The 18,281-nt window shown below is 62.1% G+C and carries 19 protein-coding genes; 5 read left to right on the forward strand and 14 right to left on the reverse strand.

Features of this window, described 5'->3' with window-relative positions; genetic code table 11:
- Positions 1–5 precede the first annotated feature (5 nt).
- Both OOZ53_RS04790 and OOZ53_RS04795 read left to right on the forward strand, forming a co-directional pair.
- Positions 6–1,034: a zinc-binding dehydrogenase gene (locus OOZ53_RS04790; protein WP_271088184.1), complete on the forward strand. Its 1,029-nt coding sequence runs from the start codon at positions 6–8 to the stop codon at positions 1,032–1,034.
- Positions 1,031–1,975, forward strand: a complete 945-nt coding sequence (locus OOZ53_RS04795) for a lipid A biosynthesis lauroyl acyltransferase (protein ID WP_425499111.1) — start codon at positions 1,031–1,033, stop codon at positions 1,973–1,975. Before OOZ53_RS04790 ends, OOZ53_RS04795 begins: the two co-directional genes overlap by 4 nt.
- A gap of 3 nt (positions 1,976–1,978) precedes the next feature.
- Here OOZ53_RS04795 and OOZ53_RS04800 read toward each other — a convergent pair whose 3' ends face one another.
- From OOZ53_RS04800 to cobA, 5 genes are all read right to left on the reverse strand, one after another.
- Positions 1,979–2,410, reverse strand: coding sequence for a L,D-transpeptidase (locus tag OOZ53_RS04800; RefSeq protein ID WP_271088186.1), 432 nt, complete (start codon positions 2,408–2,410; stop codon positions 1,979–1,981).
- 185 nt (positions 2,411–2,595) lie between these two features.
- Positions 2,596–3,561, reverse strand: coding sequence for an adenosylcobinamide-phosphate synthase CbiB (gene cbiB / locus OOZ53_RS04805; RefSeq protein ID WP_271088187.1), 966 nt, complete (start codon positions 3,559–3,561; stop codon positions 2,596–2,598).
- Between the two features lie 15 nt (positions 3,562–3,576).
- Positions 3,577–4,593, reverse strand: coding sequence for a threonine-phosphate decarboxylase CobD (gene cobD, locus OOZ53_RS04810; RefSeq protein ID WP_271088188.1), 1,017 nt, complete (start codon positions 4,591–4,593; stop codon positions 3,577–3,579).
- On the reverse strand, positions 4,590–5,897 hold the full coding sequence (locus tag OOZ53_RS04815) for a cobyrinic acid a,c-diamide synthase CobB (RefSeq protein ID WP_271088189.1): 1,308 nt from the start codon (positions 5,895–5,897) through the stop codon (positions 4,590–4,592). The genes cobD and OOZ53_RS04815 overlap by 4 nt, the downstream gene beginning before the upstream one ends.
- Positions 5,894–6,688: a uroporphyrinogen-III C-methyltransferase gene (cobA, locus tag OOZ53_RS04820; RefSeq protein ID WP_271088190.1), complete on the reverse strand. Its 795-nt coding sequence runs from the start codon at positions 6,686–6,688 to the stop codon at positions 5,894–5,896. Before cobA ends, OOZ53_RS04815 begins: the two co-directional genes overlap by 4 nt.
- A gap of 83 nt (positions 6,689–6,771) precedes the next feature.
- Between cobA and OOZ53_RS04825 the strand changes: the two genes are divergently transcribed.
- On the forward strand, positions 6,772–7,875 hold the full coding sequence (locus OOZ53_RS04825; RefSeq protein ID WP_271088191.1) for a cobalt-precorrin-5B (C(1))-methyltransferase: 1,104 nt from the start codon (positions 6,772–6,774) through the stop codon (positions 7,873–7,875).
- Positions 7,859–8,599: a cobalt-precorrin-6A reductase gene (locus OOZ53_RS04830; RefSeq protein WP_271088192.1), complete on the forward strand. Its 741-nt coding sequence runs from the start codon at positions 7,859–7,861 to the stop codon at positions 8,597–8,599. Before OOZ53_RS04825 ends, OOZ53_RS04830 begins: the two co-directional genes overlap by 17 nt.
- On the opposite strand, the gene cobM is transcribed toward OOZ53_RS04830, so the two are convergent.
- From cobM to OOZ53_RS04875, 9 genes are all read right to left on the reverse strand, one after another.
- Positions 8,596–9,378 (reverse strand): precorrin-4 C(11)-methyltransferase, encoded by a 783-nt coding sequence (gene cobM / locus OOZ53_RS04835; protein ID WP_271088193.1) that lies wholly within the window; start codon positions 9,376–9,378, stop codon positions 8,596–8,598. The genes OOZ53_RS04830 and cobM overlap by 4 nt on opposite strands.
- Positions 9,375–11,216 carry a precorrin-3B C(17)-methyltransferase gene (gene cobJ / locus OOZ53_RS04840; protein WP_271088194.1) on the reverse strand — a complete coding sequence of 614 codons (1,842 nt, stop codon included), beginning with the start codon at positions 11,214–11,216 and terminating at the stop codon, positions 9,375–9,377. The genes cobM and cobJ overlap by 4 nt, the downstream gene beginning before the upstream one ends.
- Positions 11,213–11,971, reverse strand: a complete 759-nt coding sequence (cobI, locus tag OOZ53_RS04845) for a precorrin-2 C(20)-methyltransferase (RefSeq protein ID WP_271088195.1) — start codon at positions 11,969–11,971, stop codon at positions 11,213–11,215. Before cobI ends, cobJ begins: the two co-directional genes overlap by 4 nt.
- Positions 11,968–13,230 (reverse strand): precorrin-6y C5,15-methyltransferase (decarboxylating) subunit CbiE, encoded by a 1,263-nt coding sequence (gene cbiE, locus OOZ53_RS04850; protein ID WP_271088196.1) that lies wholly within the window; start codon positions 13,228–13,230, stop codon positions 11,968–11,970. Before cbiE ends, cobI begins: the two co-directional genes overlap by 4 nt.
- A complete protein-coding gene (locus OOZ53_RS04855) occupies positions 13,227–13,862 on the reverse strand; it encodes a precorrin-8X methylmutase (RefSeq protein WP_271088197.1) in 636 nt (211 codons plus the stop codon). The genes cbiE and OOZ53_RS04855 overlap by 4 nt, the downstream gene beginning before the upstream one ends.
- 1 nt (position 13,863) lies before the next feature.
- On the reverse strand, positions 13,864–14,982 hold the full coding sequence (locus tag OOZ53_RS04860; protein WP_271088198.1) for a sirohydrochlorin chelatase: 1,119 nt from the start codon (positions 14,980–14,982) through the stop codon (positions 13,864–13,866).
- The gene (locus OOZ53_RS04865; protein ID WP_271088199.1) at positions 14,979–15,215 is read right to left on the reverse strand and encodes a DUF6732 family protein; all 237 of its coding nucleotides are present in this window, start codon (positions 15,213–15,215) and stop codon (positions 14,979–14,981) included. The genes OOZ53_RS04860 and OOZ53_RS04865 overlap by 4 nt, the downstream gene beginning before the upstream one ends.
- 377 nt (positions 15,216–15,592) lie before the next feature.
- Positions 15,593–16,243, reverse strand: a complete 651-nt coding sequence (locus OOZ53_RS04870; RefSeq protein WP_271088200.1) for a pyridoxamine 5'-phosphate oxidase family protein — start codon at positions 16,241–16,243, stop codon at positions 15,593–15,595.
- A gap of 199 nt (positions 16,244–16,442) precedes the next feature.
- Positions 16,443–17,174 (reverse strand): hypothetical protein, encoded by a 732-nt coding sequence (locus OOZ53_RS04875; RefSeq protein ID WP_271088201.1) that lies wholly within the window; start codon positions 17,172–17,174, stop codon positions 16,443–16,445.
- Between the two features lie 200 nt (positions 17,175–17,374).
- Here OOZ53_RS04875 and OOZ53_RS04880 point away from each other — a divergent pair, with 200 nt between their 5' ends.
- Entirely contained in the window at positions 17,375–18,214 is an 840-nt protein-coding gene (locus OOZ53_RS04880) for an SDR family NAD(P)-dependent oxidoreductase (RefSeq protein WP_271088202.1), read from the forward strand.
- The last annotated feature ends 67 nt before the right edge of the window (positions 18,215–18,281 follow it).

An 18,281-nucleotide genomic window follows, 5' to 3' on the forward strand; every position in this document is an offset into this window, starting at 1 on the left:
CGACGATGCGCGCATTGCAGCTCGTAGAAGACCGCAAGCTTGAGCTGGCGGACATTTCCCCGCCGCCCTCTCCCGAAGCCGGAGAAGTGACCCTGCGCATCAACGCCGTGGCGCTCAACCACATCGATGTCTGGGGTTGGCGCGGCATGGCGTTCGCCAAACGCAAGCTGCCGCTGGTCATCGGCGCGGAGGCCTCGGGCACGGTCGAGGAAATCGGACCCGGCGTGTCGAATGTTCTTCCCGGGCAACTCGTCTCCATCTACGGCGCCAGGACCTGCGGTCTTTGCCGCCACTGCCGCGAGGGCCGCGACAATCTGTGCGAAAATGTCAGCGGCGTGCATGGCTTTCACCTTGACGGTTTCGCCCAGGAGAAAATCAACCTGCCGGCGCGGCTGCTGGTGCCCGCCCCGCCCGGGGTCGATGCTGTCGGCGCGGCGCTCGCACCCGTTACCTTCGGTACGGTCGAGCACATGCTCTTCGACAATGCCCGTCTCGAACCCGGCGAGACAATTCTTGTCCAGGCCGGCGGCTCCGGCATCGGCACGGCGGCGATCCAGCTTGCCAGGAAACACGGCTGCACGGTGATCACGACCGTCGGATCCGATGACAAGATTGAAAAGGCCAAGGCGCTTGGCGCCGATCACGTCATCAACTACCGCGAGGACCGTTTTGAGGGCGTCGTGCGCAAGCTGACGAAGAAAAAGGGCGTCGATGTCGTCTTCGAGCATGTCGGCGCCGATACCTGGGCGGGCTCCATGCTGTGCATGAAGCGCGGCGGGCGTCTCGTCACCTGCGGCTCCACATCGGGTGTTTCGACCCAGATGAACCTGATGCAGCTGTTCCAGCAGCAATTGCGGCTGATCGGTTCCTTCGGGTGCCGCATGGAAAACATGGCCAACGCCATGCAGAAAATAGCCCGTGGTCTCGTCCATCCGGTGATCGACACGGAAGTTGGCCTCGATGATATCGACACCGCCCTCGCCCGCATGGAAGGCCGTCAGGTTTTCGGGAAGATCATCCTGAGAATGGACTGATCGGCGTGAAGCGTTTCCTTTCGAGATATGCCTTCAAACTGCGCAAGGCCAAGAACTGGCTGGTCGCGCAGATCATCTTCGTGATCCTGAGAATCCTGCGGCGGATACCGGCGCGCAAGGCAATCCGTTTCACCGAGAAAATGGCCTATCTGATCGGCCCCTGGACGGCGCGGCACAAGCTGGTGCTCTATAATCTCGAGCGCGCTTTTCCCGAAAAATCCGAGAAGGAACGCGAAGCGATCGCGCGCGACATGTGGGGCAACATGGCCCGCCTTGCCGCCGAATATGTCTTCGTCGAAGAACTCATCGACCACGATCTTGCCAATGGCGATGGCGGCAGGATCGAGGTCGAGGGTATCGAGCGCTTCCTTGACCTGCGCGACAATCCCCGCCCGTTCATCGTCTTTACCGCCCATACCGGCAATTTCGAACTGCTGCCCATCATCGCCGCGAAATACGGTCTTGATGTCACGGCGCTGTTCCGCCCGCCGAACAACCCGTATGTCGCCCAGAAACTGATGTCGGCGCGGCGCACCCATATGGGTCACCTCGTTCCCTCGCAGGTCGGCGCCGCCTGGAGCCTCGCAGGCGTGTTGGAAACCGGCAAGGGCGTCGGGCTTCTTGTGGATCAGAAGTTCCACAAGGGCGCCTTGACGAAATTCTTCGGCCTGAAGGTCCGGACCAATCCGCTGCTGGTAAAGCTGGCGCGCAATTACGACTGCGAGGTCTACCCCGCGCGCTCAATCCGCCTGCCCAACGGGCGCTTCCGTCTGGAGATCGAACCCGCCGTGGAACTGCCGCGCAACGAAAACGGCCAGATCGATGTCGCCGCGACGGCTCAGCTCCTGAATGACAAGGTCGAAAGCTGGGTGCGCGAATATCCCGGCCAGTGGCAATGGTTCCACGACCGCTGGAACATCAAGCACAAGCTCTACAAATAGACATCAGCGCCGGATGATGATCCGCGTGTTCTTGAAGCCCTCGCGCTGGACCAGCGAAAACAGCTTGGCGGCATTGTTCGGATCGAGCCGGACGCAGCCATGCGAAGCCGGACGGCCCAGCCGGCTGATTTCATTGGTGCCGTGCACCGCATAGCCGCCGCGGAAGAAGATCGCATAGGGCATCGGCGCATTGTTGTATTTGCGCGACCGGTGGTGCTTCGAGAGCCATTTCGGGCTGTAGCTGCCGGTCGGCGTGTAGTAACCGCGGCGCCCGGTGGAAACCTTCCAGCGATATTTGACCTTGCCGCGATGGGTCACCACCATCGTCTGGCTCGAAAGGTCGATGCGCGCGGTCAGCGTGACGGCACCTGCGGCCACCGGCTGAAACACGAGCATTGCAAACTCGAGTACAAGAACTGACAAGAACAAACGCATGATATCTCCCCCATCGGTGCAGTGCTTCGACCGGCAAGCGCACGCTTCTTCCCCATGCATCGGACAGATCGGTAAAATCTGGTCCGTGCACAAGTATTGGCATCAAGAGCCAAATGAAGAACCGCCCCGTGCGGAGCCGTTGTTTCAGTTTGGGAAAAATATGCGGGAAGCGGATGTAAGAAATATCACAATAACAGGAACAATACTGCGGAAAGGCCGGTCAAGACGGCACAGGCTGTATAAAACACCTTCACCGCCGTATCGATGTCAGCTGCTTCGGCCTGCCGCCGACCGGCGGCATTCAAAAACGGTTCGCGAACAATCTCGCCGCCATAGACGCGTGCACCGGCAAGCGCGAGATCGAGCGCCCCGGCCATGGCGCATTCCGGCCATCCCGCATTCGGCGAACGGTGCAGTGCCGCATCGCGCAAGGCAACGTCAACGGCCCGCTTCGCCGCACGCCAGCCCTTGACCGAAAAAGCCCCGCCAGCGATCAGCAAAGCCGACAGGCGCGCCGCGGGCCAGTTCGCCAGATCATCGAGCCGCGCGGATGCCCGCCCGAAATCCCGATACCGTTCGTTCTTGTGACCGATCATGGAATCGGCCGTATTGAGCATTTTGTAAAGAAGAATGCCCGGCAAGCCGAAGACCGCGTACCACAGAGCCGGCGCGACAACGCCATCGGAGAAGTTCTCCGCCAGGCTTTCGATCGCCGCGCGGCAGATTGCGTCCTCATCCAGACTGTCCGGATCACGGCCGACAATGCGAGAAACGGCATCGCGCCCGCCGGCAAGCCCTTCATTGCGCAGTGCTTCGGCAACACGAACGACGTGGTCGCCAAGGCTTTTCTGCGCCAGCAGGACGGTCACCACAGCGACTTCAAGAACGAATCCGACGGCACCGATATGCTCGAATATTCGCGAAAGAACCCATCCGATCGCGATAGCAAGCAGCAACAAAATCAGTATTGCAATCAGGCCATTGCGGCGCCGTATTGATTCGCTTTCGGAAGACCGGTTGCCAAGACGGTCGGCCAGGTCGATGGCGCTTCCGAACAGCACGACAGGGTGTCTGAACCGCTCCCACAGCCATTGCGGATCGCCCATGAAACGGTCCGCCAGCAGCGCCACGGTGAGTATGGCAAGATGCATCTCCACAGAGCCGCCTCATTCCCCGCCGGGGCCGTTGAATGCGGCGAGCGCCTCACGCAACCGCGCCTCTTCATCCCTGTCCCGGCACAGGCCGATCCGCAGCCAGTGCGGTTCGTAGTGGAATTTTCGTGTCAGGATCCGGTACCGGCAGAGATGGCTGTGAAGCGCTGTGGCGCGATCATCGTCGACCAGCATGAAAAGCGGCGTTCCGCCGGCGATCGTGAGATCGGCTTCTTCCAAAACCCCGTGAAGGGCCGCATGTCGCCTGCGAATTCGATCCTCGATGCGGTTTCGCAATTGTCTGTCCGGCAAGACGGACCCGGCGATGCCCAGTGCCGGCCCGGAAACCGCCCACGGCCCCTGCCCGTCGCGAATTGCGCCGCAGATGGAAGGTGCCGCCAGCACGAAACCCAGCCGCAGCCCGGCCAGTCCGAAGAATTTGCCAAATGAGCGGAACACAATGAGGTTGGATTGCCGGCCGGCATCGCCCGCAACGCTGCATTCGGGGCAAAGATCCGCAAAGGCTTCGTCCACCACAAGAAAGCCGCCCTGCTCCGCAAGCCGGTCGGCCAGTCGCAGAACCTCATCGCGCGGCACAATGCGCCCATCCGGATTGTTCGGATTGACCAAGATGACCAGCCGGTGGCTGTCATTGATGTCTTCAACGCGCGCGACCAGATCGACCGCACGTCCGGCCCGCTGGAACCGCGACCGGTATTCCTCATAGGTCGGTCCGAATATCGCGATATCGCCGTCAAAAAGCTGCGGCAGCAACTGGATCACGCTTTGCGTGCCGGCAACGGGAAGCGGGCGGATGTTTTCCGCGCTTCCATAGCCGATGGCCGCCGCACGGCTGGCCTGCTCGAACAGATCTTCATCCGGAAGACGCGACCAGAACTGCACCGGCAGGTCCGGCAAAGGCACCGGATTGGGGTTGATGCCGGTGGAGAGATCGATCCAGTCGCCGGGCTCGCCGCCATATTCAGCGATCGCCCGCGCAAGGGCGCCGCCATGTTCCACGGTGCCCGTCACTTTGTCGCCCCGGCAAGATCGATGAGATGAAGGAACGAGCCGGACACGGAACCGCACCGCAGGCCCGCATGGCCAAGATCGTTGCCACTGGCATCGCTGACGGCAAAAAGCGGCTCGGCGGCACCTTCATCGACGATTGTGGCATAGTGGAATTCATGGGCCGTCAGCGGCATGTTCCAGATGAATGGTTGCAGCGCCTTTGCGCGCCGATAGCCCAGATGCAGCTTCTTTTTCGCGAAGCTGGTCGTCAAAGGCAACAGGCCCAACACGGCGTGATTTTCGCCATCGGCATCGATCAGCGCATCGCCGAGAACCATATAGCCGCCACATTCCCCGTAAACCGGTTTGCCCTCTTCAGCGGCCTTGGCCATCGTTTCTCTGAAGTGGTTCGCAGCGGCAAGCTTGCCGGCATGAAGTTCCGGATATCCGCCAGGCAGACAGATCGCATCGCAATCGGCCCTGGGACCCTCATCGGCGAGCGGTGAAAAGAAGGAGATTTCCGCGCCGCGCCGCCGCCATCCGGCCAGGAGATGCTCATAGGAAAAGGCAAACGCGATGTCGCGCGCCACCGCCACATGTTGGCCGGGTGGAGCCAGCCTCTCGATATTCGAGACCGTATCCGCATCGCCAAGGGCCGTCGAAGCCGCCAGAATGGCGTCCAGATCGCATCCGGTTTCGATGCGCTCCGCCGCTTTTTCGATAAACGCCTCGAGCGCGCCATGTTCACCGGCCTGGACAAGGCCGAGATGCCGTTCCGGCAATGACAGGGCATCATCGCGGCGGATGATGCCGAACACATCCATGCCGATGCCGTCAAGCGCCGCGCGCAACATGGCCTCGTGCCGGTCGCTGGCGACATTGTTGAGGATAACGCCGGCGATCATGACATTCGGCCGGAACCGGCCGTAGCCCTGCACAAGCGCGGCGACCGAATGGGACATCTTCTCACAATTGACCACGAAGATGACGGGCAGCTTCAGAAGTTCGGCAAGATCGGCCGCGGCACCGGTACCGTCGGAGGCGGCATCGAAAAGTCCCATCATTGCTTCAACGACCAGGACACGTTCGCCGCGCGCGGCAAGGCTCGCATTTGCGAGCAGAAGATCGTTTCGCATCGCCCAGGGATCGAAATTCAGGCAAGCGCTTCCGCTGGCTGCCGCGTGGAAGGCCGGATCGATATAGTCCGGACCTGCCTTCGCCGGCGCTGTTGCCACCCCACGTCGGGAAAGCGCACGCAGCAGGCCGAGCGTGACCGTCGTCTTGCCCGATCCCGACATCGGCGATGCGATCAGCAGGCCGCTCATTCCTTGCCGTCCCGTCCGAGCCAGTCGAGCGTCCGGCGCATCGGGACCACGCCGCCCACGACAACGATTGCCGGCGGCGAGAGCCCGGCGACCGCCATATCTTCCTCGGCCTGTTCGAGCGTCGTTTCGAGAACCTGCTGCTGATCGGTGGTCGCGTTGCAGACAATGGCCACCGGCTCCAGCGGATCTCGGCCTGCCTCGACAAGGCGGGTGGTGATCGTCGCAATGTGCCGCATCGCCATATACATGACGATCACCGGCGATCCCTTCGCAACGCTGTTCCAGTCGATACGATCGGGCACGATGCCGCTGGAATCGTGACCGGTCAGGAAGGTAACGCTGTGATTGACGTCGCGATGGGTAACCGGAATGCCGGCATAGGCAAGCCCGCCGATCCCGGCGGTCACCCCAGGGACAACGCGGAACGGAACATTGTGATCGATCAATGTCAGCGCTTCCTCGCCGCCGCGACCGAAGACGAACGGATCGCCTCCCTTCAAGCGCAACACCCTTTTTCCCTCGCGCGCCAGCTCGACCAGCCGCAAGGAAATATCGCGTTGCTTGGCGGAGGGTTTGCCGCCGCGCTTGCCTGCATATTCGAGCACGGCATCGTCCCGCGCCAGATCGAGGCATGCCGCATTGACCAGCGCGTCATAGACGATCACATCAGCCGAACGGATGGCATTGGCGGCGTGCAGCGTCAGCAGTCCCGGATCGCCCGGCCCCGCCCCGACCAGCCAGACGCATCCGGGCTCCATGGCCGGAAATCCTTCCAGAAGCGCATCGGTCATGGCTGCACTCCTTCGCATGTGTGCCGCCCAAAGTCGGCGTTCAAATGATTCACCACGGCGGGCAAACCGTTTATAAAAGCTGCATGAGTGAAACACCCGCCGAATCTGTGCCCGAACCGACGCCGCTGCGCCGCGGCTGGACAACGGGCGCCTGCGCGACGGCCGCGACGAAGGCGGCGCTCTCGGCCCTGATAACGGGCGAATTTCCCGATCCCGTCTCCATCATCCTTCCGAAGGGCCAGGAACCGGCCTTTCCGCTGGCCTTCGAGACCCTTGGCGACGGCTATGCGTCCGCCGGCATCGTCAAGGATGCCGGTGACGATCCGGATGTGACCCATGGCGCAACCATCATTGCCAGCGTCCGCCCGCTGCCGCCCGGGTCCGGCATTCGCTTTTCGGCCGGCGACGGCGTCGGAACGGTTACCCTGCCCGGCCTTCCCTTGGATGTCGGCGAGCCGGCGATCAATCCGGTGCCGCGCCAGATGATGACGGACATCGTCGATGAAACCTGCGCCGACCACGGGCTGCCCGCCGATGTCGGCATCACCATCTCCGTACCGGGTGGCGAAGCCCTTGCTCAGAAAACCTGGAACCCGCGGCTCGGCATCGTCGGCGGCCTCTCCATTCTTGGAACGACGGGCATCGTCCAGCCCTTTTCCTGTTCCGCCTGGATCCACTCGATTCACCGCGGCATCGACGTGGCGCGCGCCGCCGGACTGACCCATGTTCTGGGCGCCACCGGTTCGACATCCGAGGCGGCCGCGCAGAAAATCTACGACCTGCCGGAAATCGCCCTCCTCGACATGGGCGACTTTGCCGGCGGTCTTCTGAAATATCTGCGCCGCCATCCGGTGGAGCGTCTGACCATAGCCGGCGGCTTCGCCAAACTGACCAAGCTCGCGCAAGGCGCCATGGACCTTCATTCCAGCCGCAGCCAAGTCGACATGGAATTCCTTGCCGGCCTTGTTCCCGACGATCGAACCGATGCGCGGCTCAAAGAGCGGATTCTTAATGCCAACACCGCACTTGAAGCTCTTGAAATAACGAGAGAAAGAGAAATCGACCTTGCGCATCCGGTCGCCCGCCTGGCATGCGAAAAAGCCACCGAAGTGCTGCGCGGAGCCGAGATTGCAGTCGATGTTGTCTTGACGGACAGGAAGGGAAATATTCTTGCCCGTTACCCCTGAATCAATCCTGATCCTCGGCGGGACAAAGGAGGCGGCGGAACTCGCCGGTCGGCTGACCGAACTCGGCGTATCGCGTGTCGTGACGTCCCTCGCCGGGCGCACGGCGGCGCCCGAAATGCCGGCGGGAGAAACGCGCATCGGCGGTTTCGGTGGTGCCCAGGGGCTGGCCGACTTCCTGCGCAGCGAAGCTTTCGAACTGCTCGTCGACGCAACCCACCCCTTTGCCGACACGATCTCGCACAACGCGGTCGAGGCAGCGGTCATATCCGGAATTCCGCTCATGACGCTGCGCCGCCCCGCATGGACCGCCGTCGATGGCGACCACTGGTTTCCGGTCGCGTCCGTTGACGAAGCATGCACGGCCATTCCCCCATCGGCCCGCGTGTTCCTTGCGCTCGGGCGCCAACACATCGATGGATTTGCGCAGCGCACCGATGTCCATTTCATCGCAAGAATGGTCGATCCGCCTGAAAGGCCCTTGCCCTTCCGGTCCTGCGATCTGGTGATCGGCAAGCCGTCCGCCGATCCTGGCACCGAGGCCGAATTGCTGCGCACATATGGTGTGACGCATATCGTCTGCCGAAACTCCGGCGGGCAAGGCGCATACGCCAAGCTGATCGCCGCCCGGGACCTTGGCCTGCCGGTCATCATGATCGAACGGCCCGATACGCCGGATGACCGGTCATATCCCACCGTCGATGCGCTACTGGCCGACATCACCTAAGCGTCCGCGCGGTTCTTCTTCTTTCCGGCATTGCGCAGCACATGCGCAAAACCGGCGTCGTAAAGGGCCGAATCGCGGAACTGCACCTCGCCGAGAACCGGCCCGACCATGATCAGCGCGGTGCGGGTCAGCTTGGCCTTGCGGGCCTCCGATTTCATCTCTCCAAGCGTCGTGCGCAGATAAAGTTCGTCCGGCCAGGTCGCGCGATAGGCAATCACAACCGGGCAGTCCTCGCCATAGTGCGGGGCCAGCGCTTCGCGGACATAATCGAGATTGCGGATCGAAAGATGGATCGCCAGCGTCGCCCCGGACTGCCCGAGGATTTCGAGCTGTTCGCCTTCCGGCATCGAGGACGCCTTCATGCCGGTTCGGGTCAGGATCACCGTCTGGGCGATTTCCGGCAGTGTCAGCTCCGTTTTCAGTTTCGCGGCAACGCCCGCAAATGCAGGAACGCCAGGCACCACCTCGTAATCGATCCCGAGCGCATCAAGGCGGCGCATCTGCTCGGCAATAGCGCCATAGATCGACGGATCGCCCGAATGCACCCGCGCAACGTCCTTGCCTTTGCCATGGGCTTTCCTGATCTCCTCGACAATCATGTCGAGATGCATCGGGGCCGTGTCCATGACCAGCGCGTCGGCGGGCGCGGAAGCGACGATCTCGGGCGGCACAAGCGATCCCGCATAAAGACAGACCGGACAACGCTCCACCAGCCTCTGGCCGCGCACCGTGATAAGATCGGACGCACCGGGGCCCGCACCGATGAAATAGACCGTCATTCGGCCGCCTCCTTGTCGCCCATGACACTGCCTTCCTTGGCTGCATAACCGCGGGGCGTATAGACCCAGGTCCGGCCGTCTCCGGTCTTGACCGTGCGGCTCTGGGACGAGCCGACAATGACCACCGTCAGCATGTCGACATCGTCGACCCGCAGTTCGCCAAGCGGAACGATCCGCACCGTCTCGCCCTCACGGCCAAGATTGGTCGCCAGGATCACGGGCGTATCCGGCGGACGGTGTTCGAGGAGCACGTCGCGCGCATGGGCAAGCTGGGTGCGCCGTCGTTTCGAGACAGGATTGTAGAAGGCAATGACGAAATCGCCCTCGCTCGCCGCCTTCACGCGTCGCTGGATATCCGGCCAGGGTGTCAGCAGGTCCGACAGCGAAATCGTGCAGAAATCATGCCCCAGCGGCGCACCGGCGCGCGCGGCGGCGGCCTGCAATGCCGAGATGCCGGGTGAGACGGCGATGTTGATGCGACGCGCCGCATCGCTCAGGCCCGGCGCATCACCATCCGCACCGCCCTTGTCGAGCAATTCGAAAGCCAGCGTCGCCATGGCGTAGATACCCGCATCGCCCGAACACACAAGGCAGACTGTCCGGCCCTCGCCGGCCAGTTCCATGGCATGGCGCACGCGCGCCTCTTCCTTGCCGAGATCGAAATCGTGGCGTGCCTTGCCTTCCGCCAGAGCACCGAGCAAATCGAGATAGAGCGAATAGCCGACGAGGTCGGTCGACCTCGCGACGAGATCGGTGACTTCCGGCGAACGCCATGCTTCGCTGCCCGGCCCGATGCCGACGATAAAGAGTGTGCCGCGCGCCCGGCCCGTGCTGCTCACTTCGACAGGTTCCGTGGCGCGGGCAACGGCACAGGTGGCGCGGCGCGATTTGCGTTTGGCGACGACGAGCTGGCCGGACTGACCAGCGGCCGCCAGCGCCGCGCCCTCGGCCACCCCGTGACATCCGACCTCGGCAAAGACCACATCGGACGGATTTTCAAGCCGGCCGGCCTCGGCTTCGAGCATTGCAGCATCGAAGAACAGAGCCGGCACGCCGAAATGATCGGCGACAGCGTGAATGGCCGCCTCGTCAGCCTTCAGATCGATCGAGAACACGCCGGCAACGGCCTGCGGTGCAAGACCGGCCTCGCGAAGAGCGCTTGCGGCAAGGGCAACCGCTTCTTCCGGCTCCGTTCCGCGCTCGCACCCCATGCCAAGACACAGGGTTCCGGGCGCATAGACCAGTTCCTTGTCCCCGGGCTGCTGGACCTGATCGGTCACGGTAAGCGTAACCGGACCGTTTTCGTCCAGCGGAATGCCGGATTGTTCGATCCACGCGGCGGAACCTTTCAGCCTGGCGGTTTCGCCTGCGACAAGATCGGCCATCACCGGTTTGGCAGCCTGCGGATTCAGGAGCACATAGCCCTCCGGCGGTGCATCCAGCGCCACGCCGAAGCGCAGGTCGCCGGCGGTGGTGATAGCCGCATGCGCGCCAAGCGCTTCGGCGATCGTCTGAGCAAGTGCATTGGCGCCGTGATGACCGCCAAGCAACGGCACGACGCTCTGCCCGTCTTCGGAAACCGCAAGCACCGGCGGCTCCGCATGCTTGTCGGATAGATGCGGCGCCAGCAGGCGGATCAACGCACCGCTTGCCATCAGGCCGACGATGGGACGACCGGCCTTGAACAGGGCGGCGATATGGGCGGAGGCGCTTTCAAACGGAACCGCGACGCCTTCCGCCCGCGCACGCGCGCCGTGGATCTCGCCATCGACCGCAGCGGCCACTTTTCGTGCGACGGGCAACGCGGATTTGCTCAATATGACGACGGCCGGTTTCATGATGCGCGCTCCGACACATTTGCGGCGATTTGGCTGCTTTCGACCGGCAGGTTGGTAATCCAGTTTTCCGCGCCCTTGTAGACCAGGATCATCGAAAAATAAGGAGCCGAACCCTCGGCCTCCGCGAGCGGCAGGATGCGTTCCTGCGCCAGCGAGATGCGCTCCAGATATCCAGCGCTCCCGGTCAGACCCTCGCGCTCCAGCAAGGTTCTGATACGCTTGAAGTGCCGGCCGATCTTGATGATGGCAACGGCATCCGCCGCCGCTAGCCGGTCGGAGATCTCCGAATCGGGCAAGGGACCGGGGATCACTGTCAGGACATCATTGCGCGCCGCCAGGGGCCGCCCCAGCGCCGCCGCGCCCGCCATGACCGAGGACACGCCGGGAACGATCTCGCAGGGGAACCGCCCGGCAAGCCGCTCATAAAGATACATGAACGAGCCGTAGAAGAACGGATCGCCCTCGCAAAGCACGGCAACGTCCTGCCCATCCTGAAGGACACGGGAAAGGTCCCGCGCCGCGACATCATAGATGTCCTGCGCCGGAAAACGCTCGATGCGCATCGGCACGACGATCGGATACTCCGTCTGTTCGGCGCTGAGATATCCGGACGCGATCGAGCGGGCGAAACTCTGCCCGGTGTCCGGGGCCGGATAGGCAACCACCGGGCAGGCCCGCAGAAGACGCAGTGCCTTCAGCGTCAGAAGTTCGGGATCGCCCGGTCCCACGCCAAGCCCGTAAAGCGTGCCCGTCATGGCTCCCCCCAGGCTTTCTGCACCGCCCATTGGGTGACCGGCATGAACGGCTTCCAGCCGCGATACCGGCCGATATCCTTTGCCCGAGAGACGGCGACGCGGGTCAGGCTCCCGCCATATTCGGCATGGAGCTGCGCCAGGCGCGCCTCGTTTTCCAGCGTCACCGTGTTGGCGACCAGACGTCCGCCCGGCTTGAGCGCCTGCCAGCAGGCTTCGAACACACCTTGTTCGGCCAGCCCGCCTCCGATGAAAACGGCATCGGGCGCGTCGAGATCTGCAAGTTCGTCCGGCGCGCGTCCCCAGACGATGTTGAGACGCGGCGTTCCAAGCCGGGTGGCGTTTTCGCCGATCATGGCACGGCGCTCGGACTCGGCCTCGATGGCCACCGCCTTTGCCCCGAGCGCGGCGCGCATCCATTCGATCGACACAGAACCGCAGCCGGCGCCGACATCCCATAGAACCCCATGCGGACAGGGTTGCAGGGCCGACAGCGTAATCGCGCGCACTTCCCGTTTGGTGAGTTGCCCATCATGGACGAACGCGTCGTCCGGCAAGCCGGGCACACACGGCAGGATCGAAACGCCCTCACCCGCCACGCATTCGATGGCCAAAACGTTGAAATCGGCAAATCGCGGATTGTCGGCATCGAAGGCGCCGGCCTCGTCCGCGGTCAGCGCGACGGTCCGTTCGGCTTTTCCGCCCATATGCTCAAGCACGGTCAGCCGCGAACCGCCATAGCCGCGCGAGACCAGCAATTGCGCGGCTTCGTGAATTGTCCGTCCGACAGAGGTCAGGGACAGGATGCGGTTTGCCGGCAGGATATGCGGCTGCAGGCCCGCCGCCGCGCGCCCGTGCAGGGAGATGCAGGCGACATCGGAAAGGCTCCAGCCCATGCGCGCCGCCGCCAGGGAAAAACCCGAGGGCGAGGGAATGACCAGCATCTCATCGGCATCGATGGTCCGCCGCATGGTGGCGCCGATGCCGAAATGCATGGGATCGCCCGTCGCAAGGATCGTCACCGGCGTGCCGCGCCGCGCCGCCAGGAATTCGAGCGTCGGCCCAACGCCCATCGTCCAGGGCACGATCTCGCTGTTCTCCAGGCCGAGCGACGACGGGTCCAAACTGTCCAGCACACGCTGCGGCGCAACGAGGGTTCTTGCTGACTTCATCAGGGCCAAGGCCGGTGGCGTAAGGGAATTCATCCCGTCATCGCCGATGCCCAGAATGGTCAGCCAGGCCCGTTCCGCGCCTTCACTCATGCGTCAAGTCCTCCGCCAATCGCATTGACCACAGCCGCCGCCATGGCACTGCCGCCGCGGCGCCCGCGCACCGTGACATAAGGAATTTTGGCATTTGCGATCAGCGCATCTTTCGATTCGGCGGCTCCGACAAAACCGACAGGGATGCCGACAATCAGCGCCGGCGGCTCGGCGCCACGCTCGATCATCTCAAGCAGGTGAAACAGCGCCGTCGGCGCATTGCCAACCGCGACGATCCCGCCCGCAATCTCTTCCGACAGCAGTTCGAAAGCAGCGGCAGAGCGCGTGGTCCCCAATTGCCGCGCAAGGTCCGGCGTCCGCGCGTCTGACAGGCCGCACAAAACCGGCAACCCTTCCGGAAGCAGGCGCCGCATGATGCCGTTGCGCACCATCTCGACATCGCAGACAATCGGCCGGCCCCTCCGCAACGCCGCCTTTCCGGCTTCGGCTGCATCGCTGCTCATGACGAGATCATCGACGATGTCGACCATCCCGCAGGCATGAATCAACCTTACAGCAACATCTTCCAATCCATTGGAAAAAGGCGACAAATCGGCCTCGCGGCGGATTGTCTCGAAGCTCAGGCGATAGATCTCCGCCGGATCGCGGATATGGTCCGGAACCGCCGCCATGTCATTTCGGCTTCTTCATCGACACCGGTCCGTGCGGATGATCCGCATGCGGATACGGGTGGTGATGATGATCGTGGCCATGGTGATGGTGGTGATGATCATGCTCGTGATGGTCATGATCGTGGCTGTGGTCGTGCAGCGGCGTCCACGGCAGGCCGTGCTCCCGGCAGAAGGCCTCGTCACGGCAGGAGGCGTCGCAATCGCCCTCGCAAGGGCAGTTTTCCAGCCCGCCGCCGATCCCTTCGACATGATGATGGTGGCTTTCCTGGGCAAGCCCGACCTCGGCTTCGAAGCCGAGCACCTGTTCGCGGTATTTGCACATCTGGCAGTTCATCAGCGCCTGGCCGACGCGTGTCTCCTCAACGCGGTCCTGGAACGTGTCGAGCACCAATTCATGATCGTTGAGGTAGCCCGCCTTGACGAATTCGATGTCCGGGAAATCCGCCGCAACCTGGTCGGTATAGCTGTAGATGCGCTTCACCAGAACGCCGGTGAACAGGAAATAGGGAAAGACGATAATACGGCGATAGCCGAGCTTTGCGGCGTGCCGCAGCCCGGGTTCGACCAGAGGAAAGGTAACACCCGAATAGCAGGTTTCCGCCCACCCGAAGCCCATGCCCTCCCAGAGCATGCGCATGACCTTGGAAACGTTGGAGTTGGCGTCCGGATCGGACGCACCGCGGCCGACGACCATGAGCAGCGTCTCCTGCAGCGCGACCTCGCCATTTGCCGCATTGGCGGCATCCACGGCCTCCTGAATGCGCGCGCCGGCAGCGCGGATCATCTTCAGATCGACACCAAGTTCACGGCCATATTCGATGCTCATGCCCGGATTTTGCGCCTGGTAGGTGTTGAGCACCGACGGAATATCGTTCTTCGCATGACCTGCGGCAAACAGCATGCCCGGAACCGCCAGAACGCGCGTCACACCCCGGTCGCGCAGCTTGTCGAGACCGGAATGAATCACCGGATTGCAGAATTCCAGATAACCGTATTCGACCGGAGTCTGCGGATAACGTTTCTTGAGCCCTTCGGCGACCTTGGCGAATTCACGCGCCGCGTTCTGGTTGCGGCTGCCGTGACCGCAGACCATGATGCCGAGTTTGTCCTGCACGCTCATGCCTGCACGCCTTCGGCCTGATCATCGGCCTCTTCGGCATCGGGCTCTTCTTCATCGGCCGGCTTCCTCTTTCCGGCCTTGGCCACCAGCGCCGCAAGCGCGGCCGCGCCCAGCACGGCTGCCAGCCCAACCCAGTGGGCGTGTCCGGCAAGTTCACCGACATGGCCGGCATGGGCATGGGCCGTGCCCGACGAAAAAATGAATGCTGCAAGAACACTGAATATGCGTGTCATCCCGATCACCCCGCTGGCATTTGTCGTGCACGAAACGCCGCGGAGGGCAAAGCCCGCCGGCCCGGTCTGGACAGCTCCGGAATGAGCCCCCTGTTTGGGTCGGCCGCACCGGAATTTCTCTCAGCCCGCATTTAATCGGGCGCCGTCACACGCTTAAATCTTTGTAGGCAAAGCACCAATCGGCGTCAAACATATTCGCGGCGGATTACGAGACGAAAGCGACACGATATCGCGAGCCTGGGTCGTTTGTTTGCCCACGGAAATCGAGTTACAGATCAAAAAGGAAAGCTATGCTGCGTTCCTTACCAAGGACCCAATGCCCGGACGTCATTCACAATCCGTGTCATCGCCACGCGCGCCGATGCTTTCACTGATTGTCAGTAAAGGGTCTTCTTGTACTGATCTTCCAGTTGGTCATCCAATTTTCGCATCTCATCGTCATCGCTTGGCGCACCCGTCGTTTGATCCAGAATGATTTTCACAAGCGACGGCATTTCGTCGCGATTTTGAAAATGATCCGGGTTCCACAATTGAGAGCGCCGAAATGCCTTGGCACAATGCATGAAAACGGTATCAACTTTTACCACGATTGCGATTTTGGGAATGCGGTCATTAACACGCATGCCTTCGAGGATTTCGGGATCGTTCACCAGGCTGGCCTGCCCGTTCACACGCAGCGTATCGTCAAATCCGGGAACGATGAACAATAGTCCAACGCTTGGGTTGGAAAGGATATTGACCATTGTATCGAGACGGTTATTGCCGGGCCGATCAGGGATCGCCAACGTGTGTTGATCAAGGACTTTGACAAAGCCAACCGGGTCTCCGCGAGGGCTGACATCCGCTTTCCCATCCGAATTCTGCGTGCCGATACATATAAATGGCGAGCGCCTGATAAAGGCCTGCGCATATTTGGCGAGCGCGCTCTGACACTTCTGAATGGCCAGGGTATGTTGCGCCTGAAACAGACTTCGAAGCCTTTGTTCATCTGTTATGGCAAATTCTGGATTGACCTTGAATTCCTTCATCGAATTGCCTTTCGAAGCTCGCTTGTCGGTTCGAGCAGCCTTTTCTGAATGGCCGGCTCCAAAATATCATCGCGTTCATTCGGTCGCGACAAATCAACGCCATAGGGAAATAGTCGCTGTTCAGCCTCGAGAAACAGACGGAACACGGAACCGGCATGCAACCGATAATCCACCCGCTCAGACCGTGCATCTCTTCGCTTCAACCGTATTTGTTCAGAGCGTCGGCGACCGACATTCGAGGCACCCGCATTGTGCCGTCGGTCCGCACCTCGGCCGCCTCCATGTCCAGGTTGAAAATCTCGTAGGAATGTTCTGTCCGATCGTCGAGGCCGGTCACGATGATGTCGAAAGTATGTGACGGCTCTTCGGCAATGAACCAATGCACATTGTCCTCGTCCTCGCCGATTGACGACAGGTCGCCCGCCGTGATCCTCCGCTCCACCGTCGGTCGCACGACAAGCGACTGCGTGTCGCGAGAGACCTGATCATATTGACGAAGCCTGAAAGCACCGGTCAACGGCAGGTGGGCCGAGACCATGTTCGCGTGTCCGTGCGGAATAATCGATCTGCCCGTGTCGACCGCAAACAGCTTCGGCACAAAGCTGAGGGTCCTGCCCTGACCGGCGCCGAACCTTATGCGCGCGGTTGAAACGCCAAGATCGGCAAATCCAATCCGCGATGCAAGCCGGTCAAAATCGATGGCTTGCATCAGCTCTGTCTCGGAAACCCTGGACGTCAGGTCATCGATGCCCGCGCGCCAGTCGGCCACGGAGATAAGCTCGCCACGCAGCGCTCCGGAAATCTCGTCGATCTTAACGACTAGACGCTCGATCTCGCGGCCGGCGGGGCCTGCAAGGACAGAGGTGCCATTGCACAGTCCGAGCAACGATGTAACCGCGCCCAAATAGGCAACAACAGAGCGTCTCGTCATCGGTGATGTCATGGCGACAGACTACGCGAGTCGGATAGTCGCCACAACGCAGACGATAGCGTCAGACGCATTCAAAGCTCCGTCGTCGAGAAATGGCCGGGCCGCTGCAATCCTGCGACCAAGCCCGGTGCTTTCAATCAGTTCCCTGTTGCCCTCCCCGCACCGGCCACTAGTTTAACTGCGAAAAAGGAGAAAGCGCGATGACCCACCCCGCATTCAACTCAGATTCCGTCGCCGTCATTACCGGAGGCGCATCGGGGATCGGCCTGGCTTCGGCAACGAAGTTCGCGGGCATGGGCATGTGCCTGGCGATCGTCGATCGTGCCGAAGACAAGCTGGCCGATGCCGAAAGCGCCCTGCGTGCAGCCGGTGCATCGGACGTGATGACGGCGGCAACCGACATCTCCGACCGCGCACAGGTCGAGGCGCTGGAAGCCGAGGTGACAAACCGCTTTGGCGGCACGGACATTCTTATGAACAATGCCGGGATCGGCATGCGCTCATCCTGCCTCGGCCCGCTTGAAGCCTGGCAGTCGACGCTCGACGTCAATCTCTGGGGCGCGGTCCACGGCACACAGGTCTTCGCGCCCGGCATGATCGCGCGCGGACGGCCCGGCGCGATCATCAACACCGGTTCCAAACAGGGCATCACCACGCCTCCCGGCAATCCGGCCTACAATGTCTCCAAGGCGGCGCTCAAGGCCTTCACCGAAGCGCTTGCCTATGAGTTTCGCAACACCGAGAACTGCCAGATCACCGCGCACCTTCTCATCCCGGGCTTCGTTCATACGGGAATGATCGGGCTTGCCGAAAAACCGCCCGCCGCATGGACGGCCGAGCAGACGGCGGATTTCTTCATCGACAGTGTGAACCGCGGCGATTTCTACATCCTTTGCCCCGACAATGACGTTCCGCGACCGCTCGATGAAAAACGCATTGCCTGGGCGATCGGCGACATCATCGAGAACCGCCCGCCGCTCAGCCGCTGGCATCCGGACTATGCCGACGCTTTCGCGGCCTACATTGAAGGCGATGAGTAGTGCGAACAGCATTTCGCCTTGACTTTCCCGCGCACGGCGTCAGCATCCGCTGCGCCAACTGACGACA

The organism is Allohoeflea poritis, from assembly GCF_027889715.1.
Classification (GTDB): Bacteria; Pseudomonadota; Alphaproteobacteria; order Rhizobiales; family Rhizobiaceae; genus Hoeflea_A; species Hoeflea_A poritis.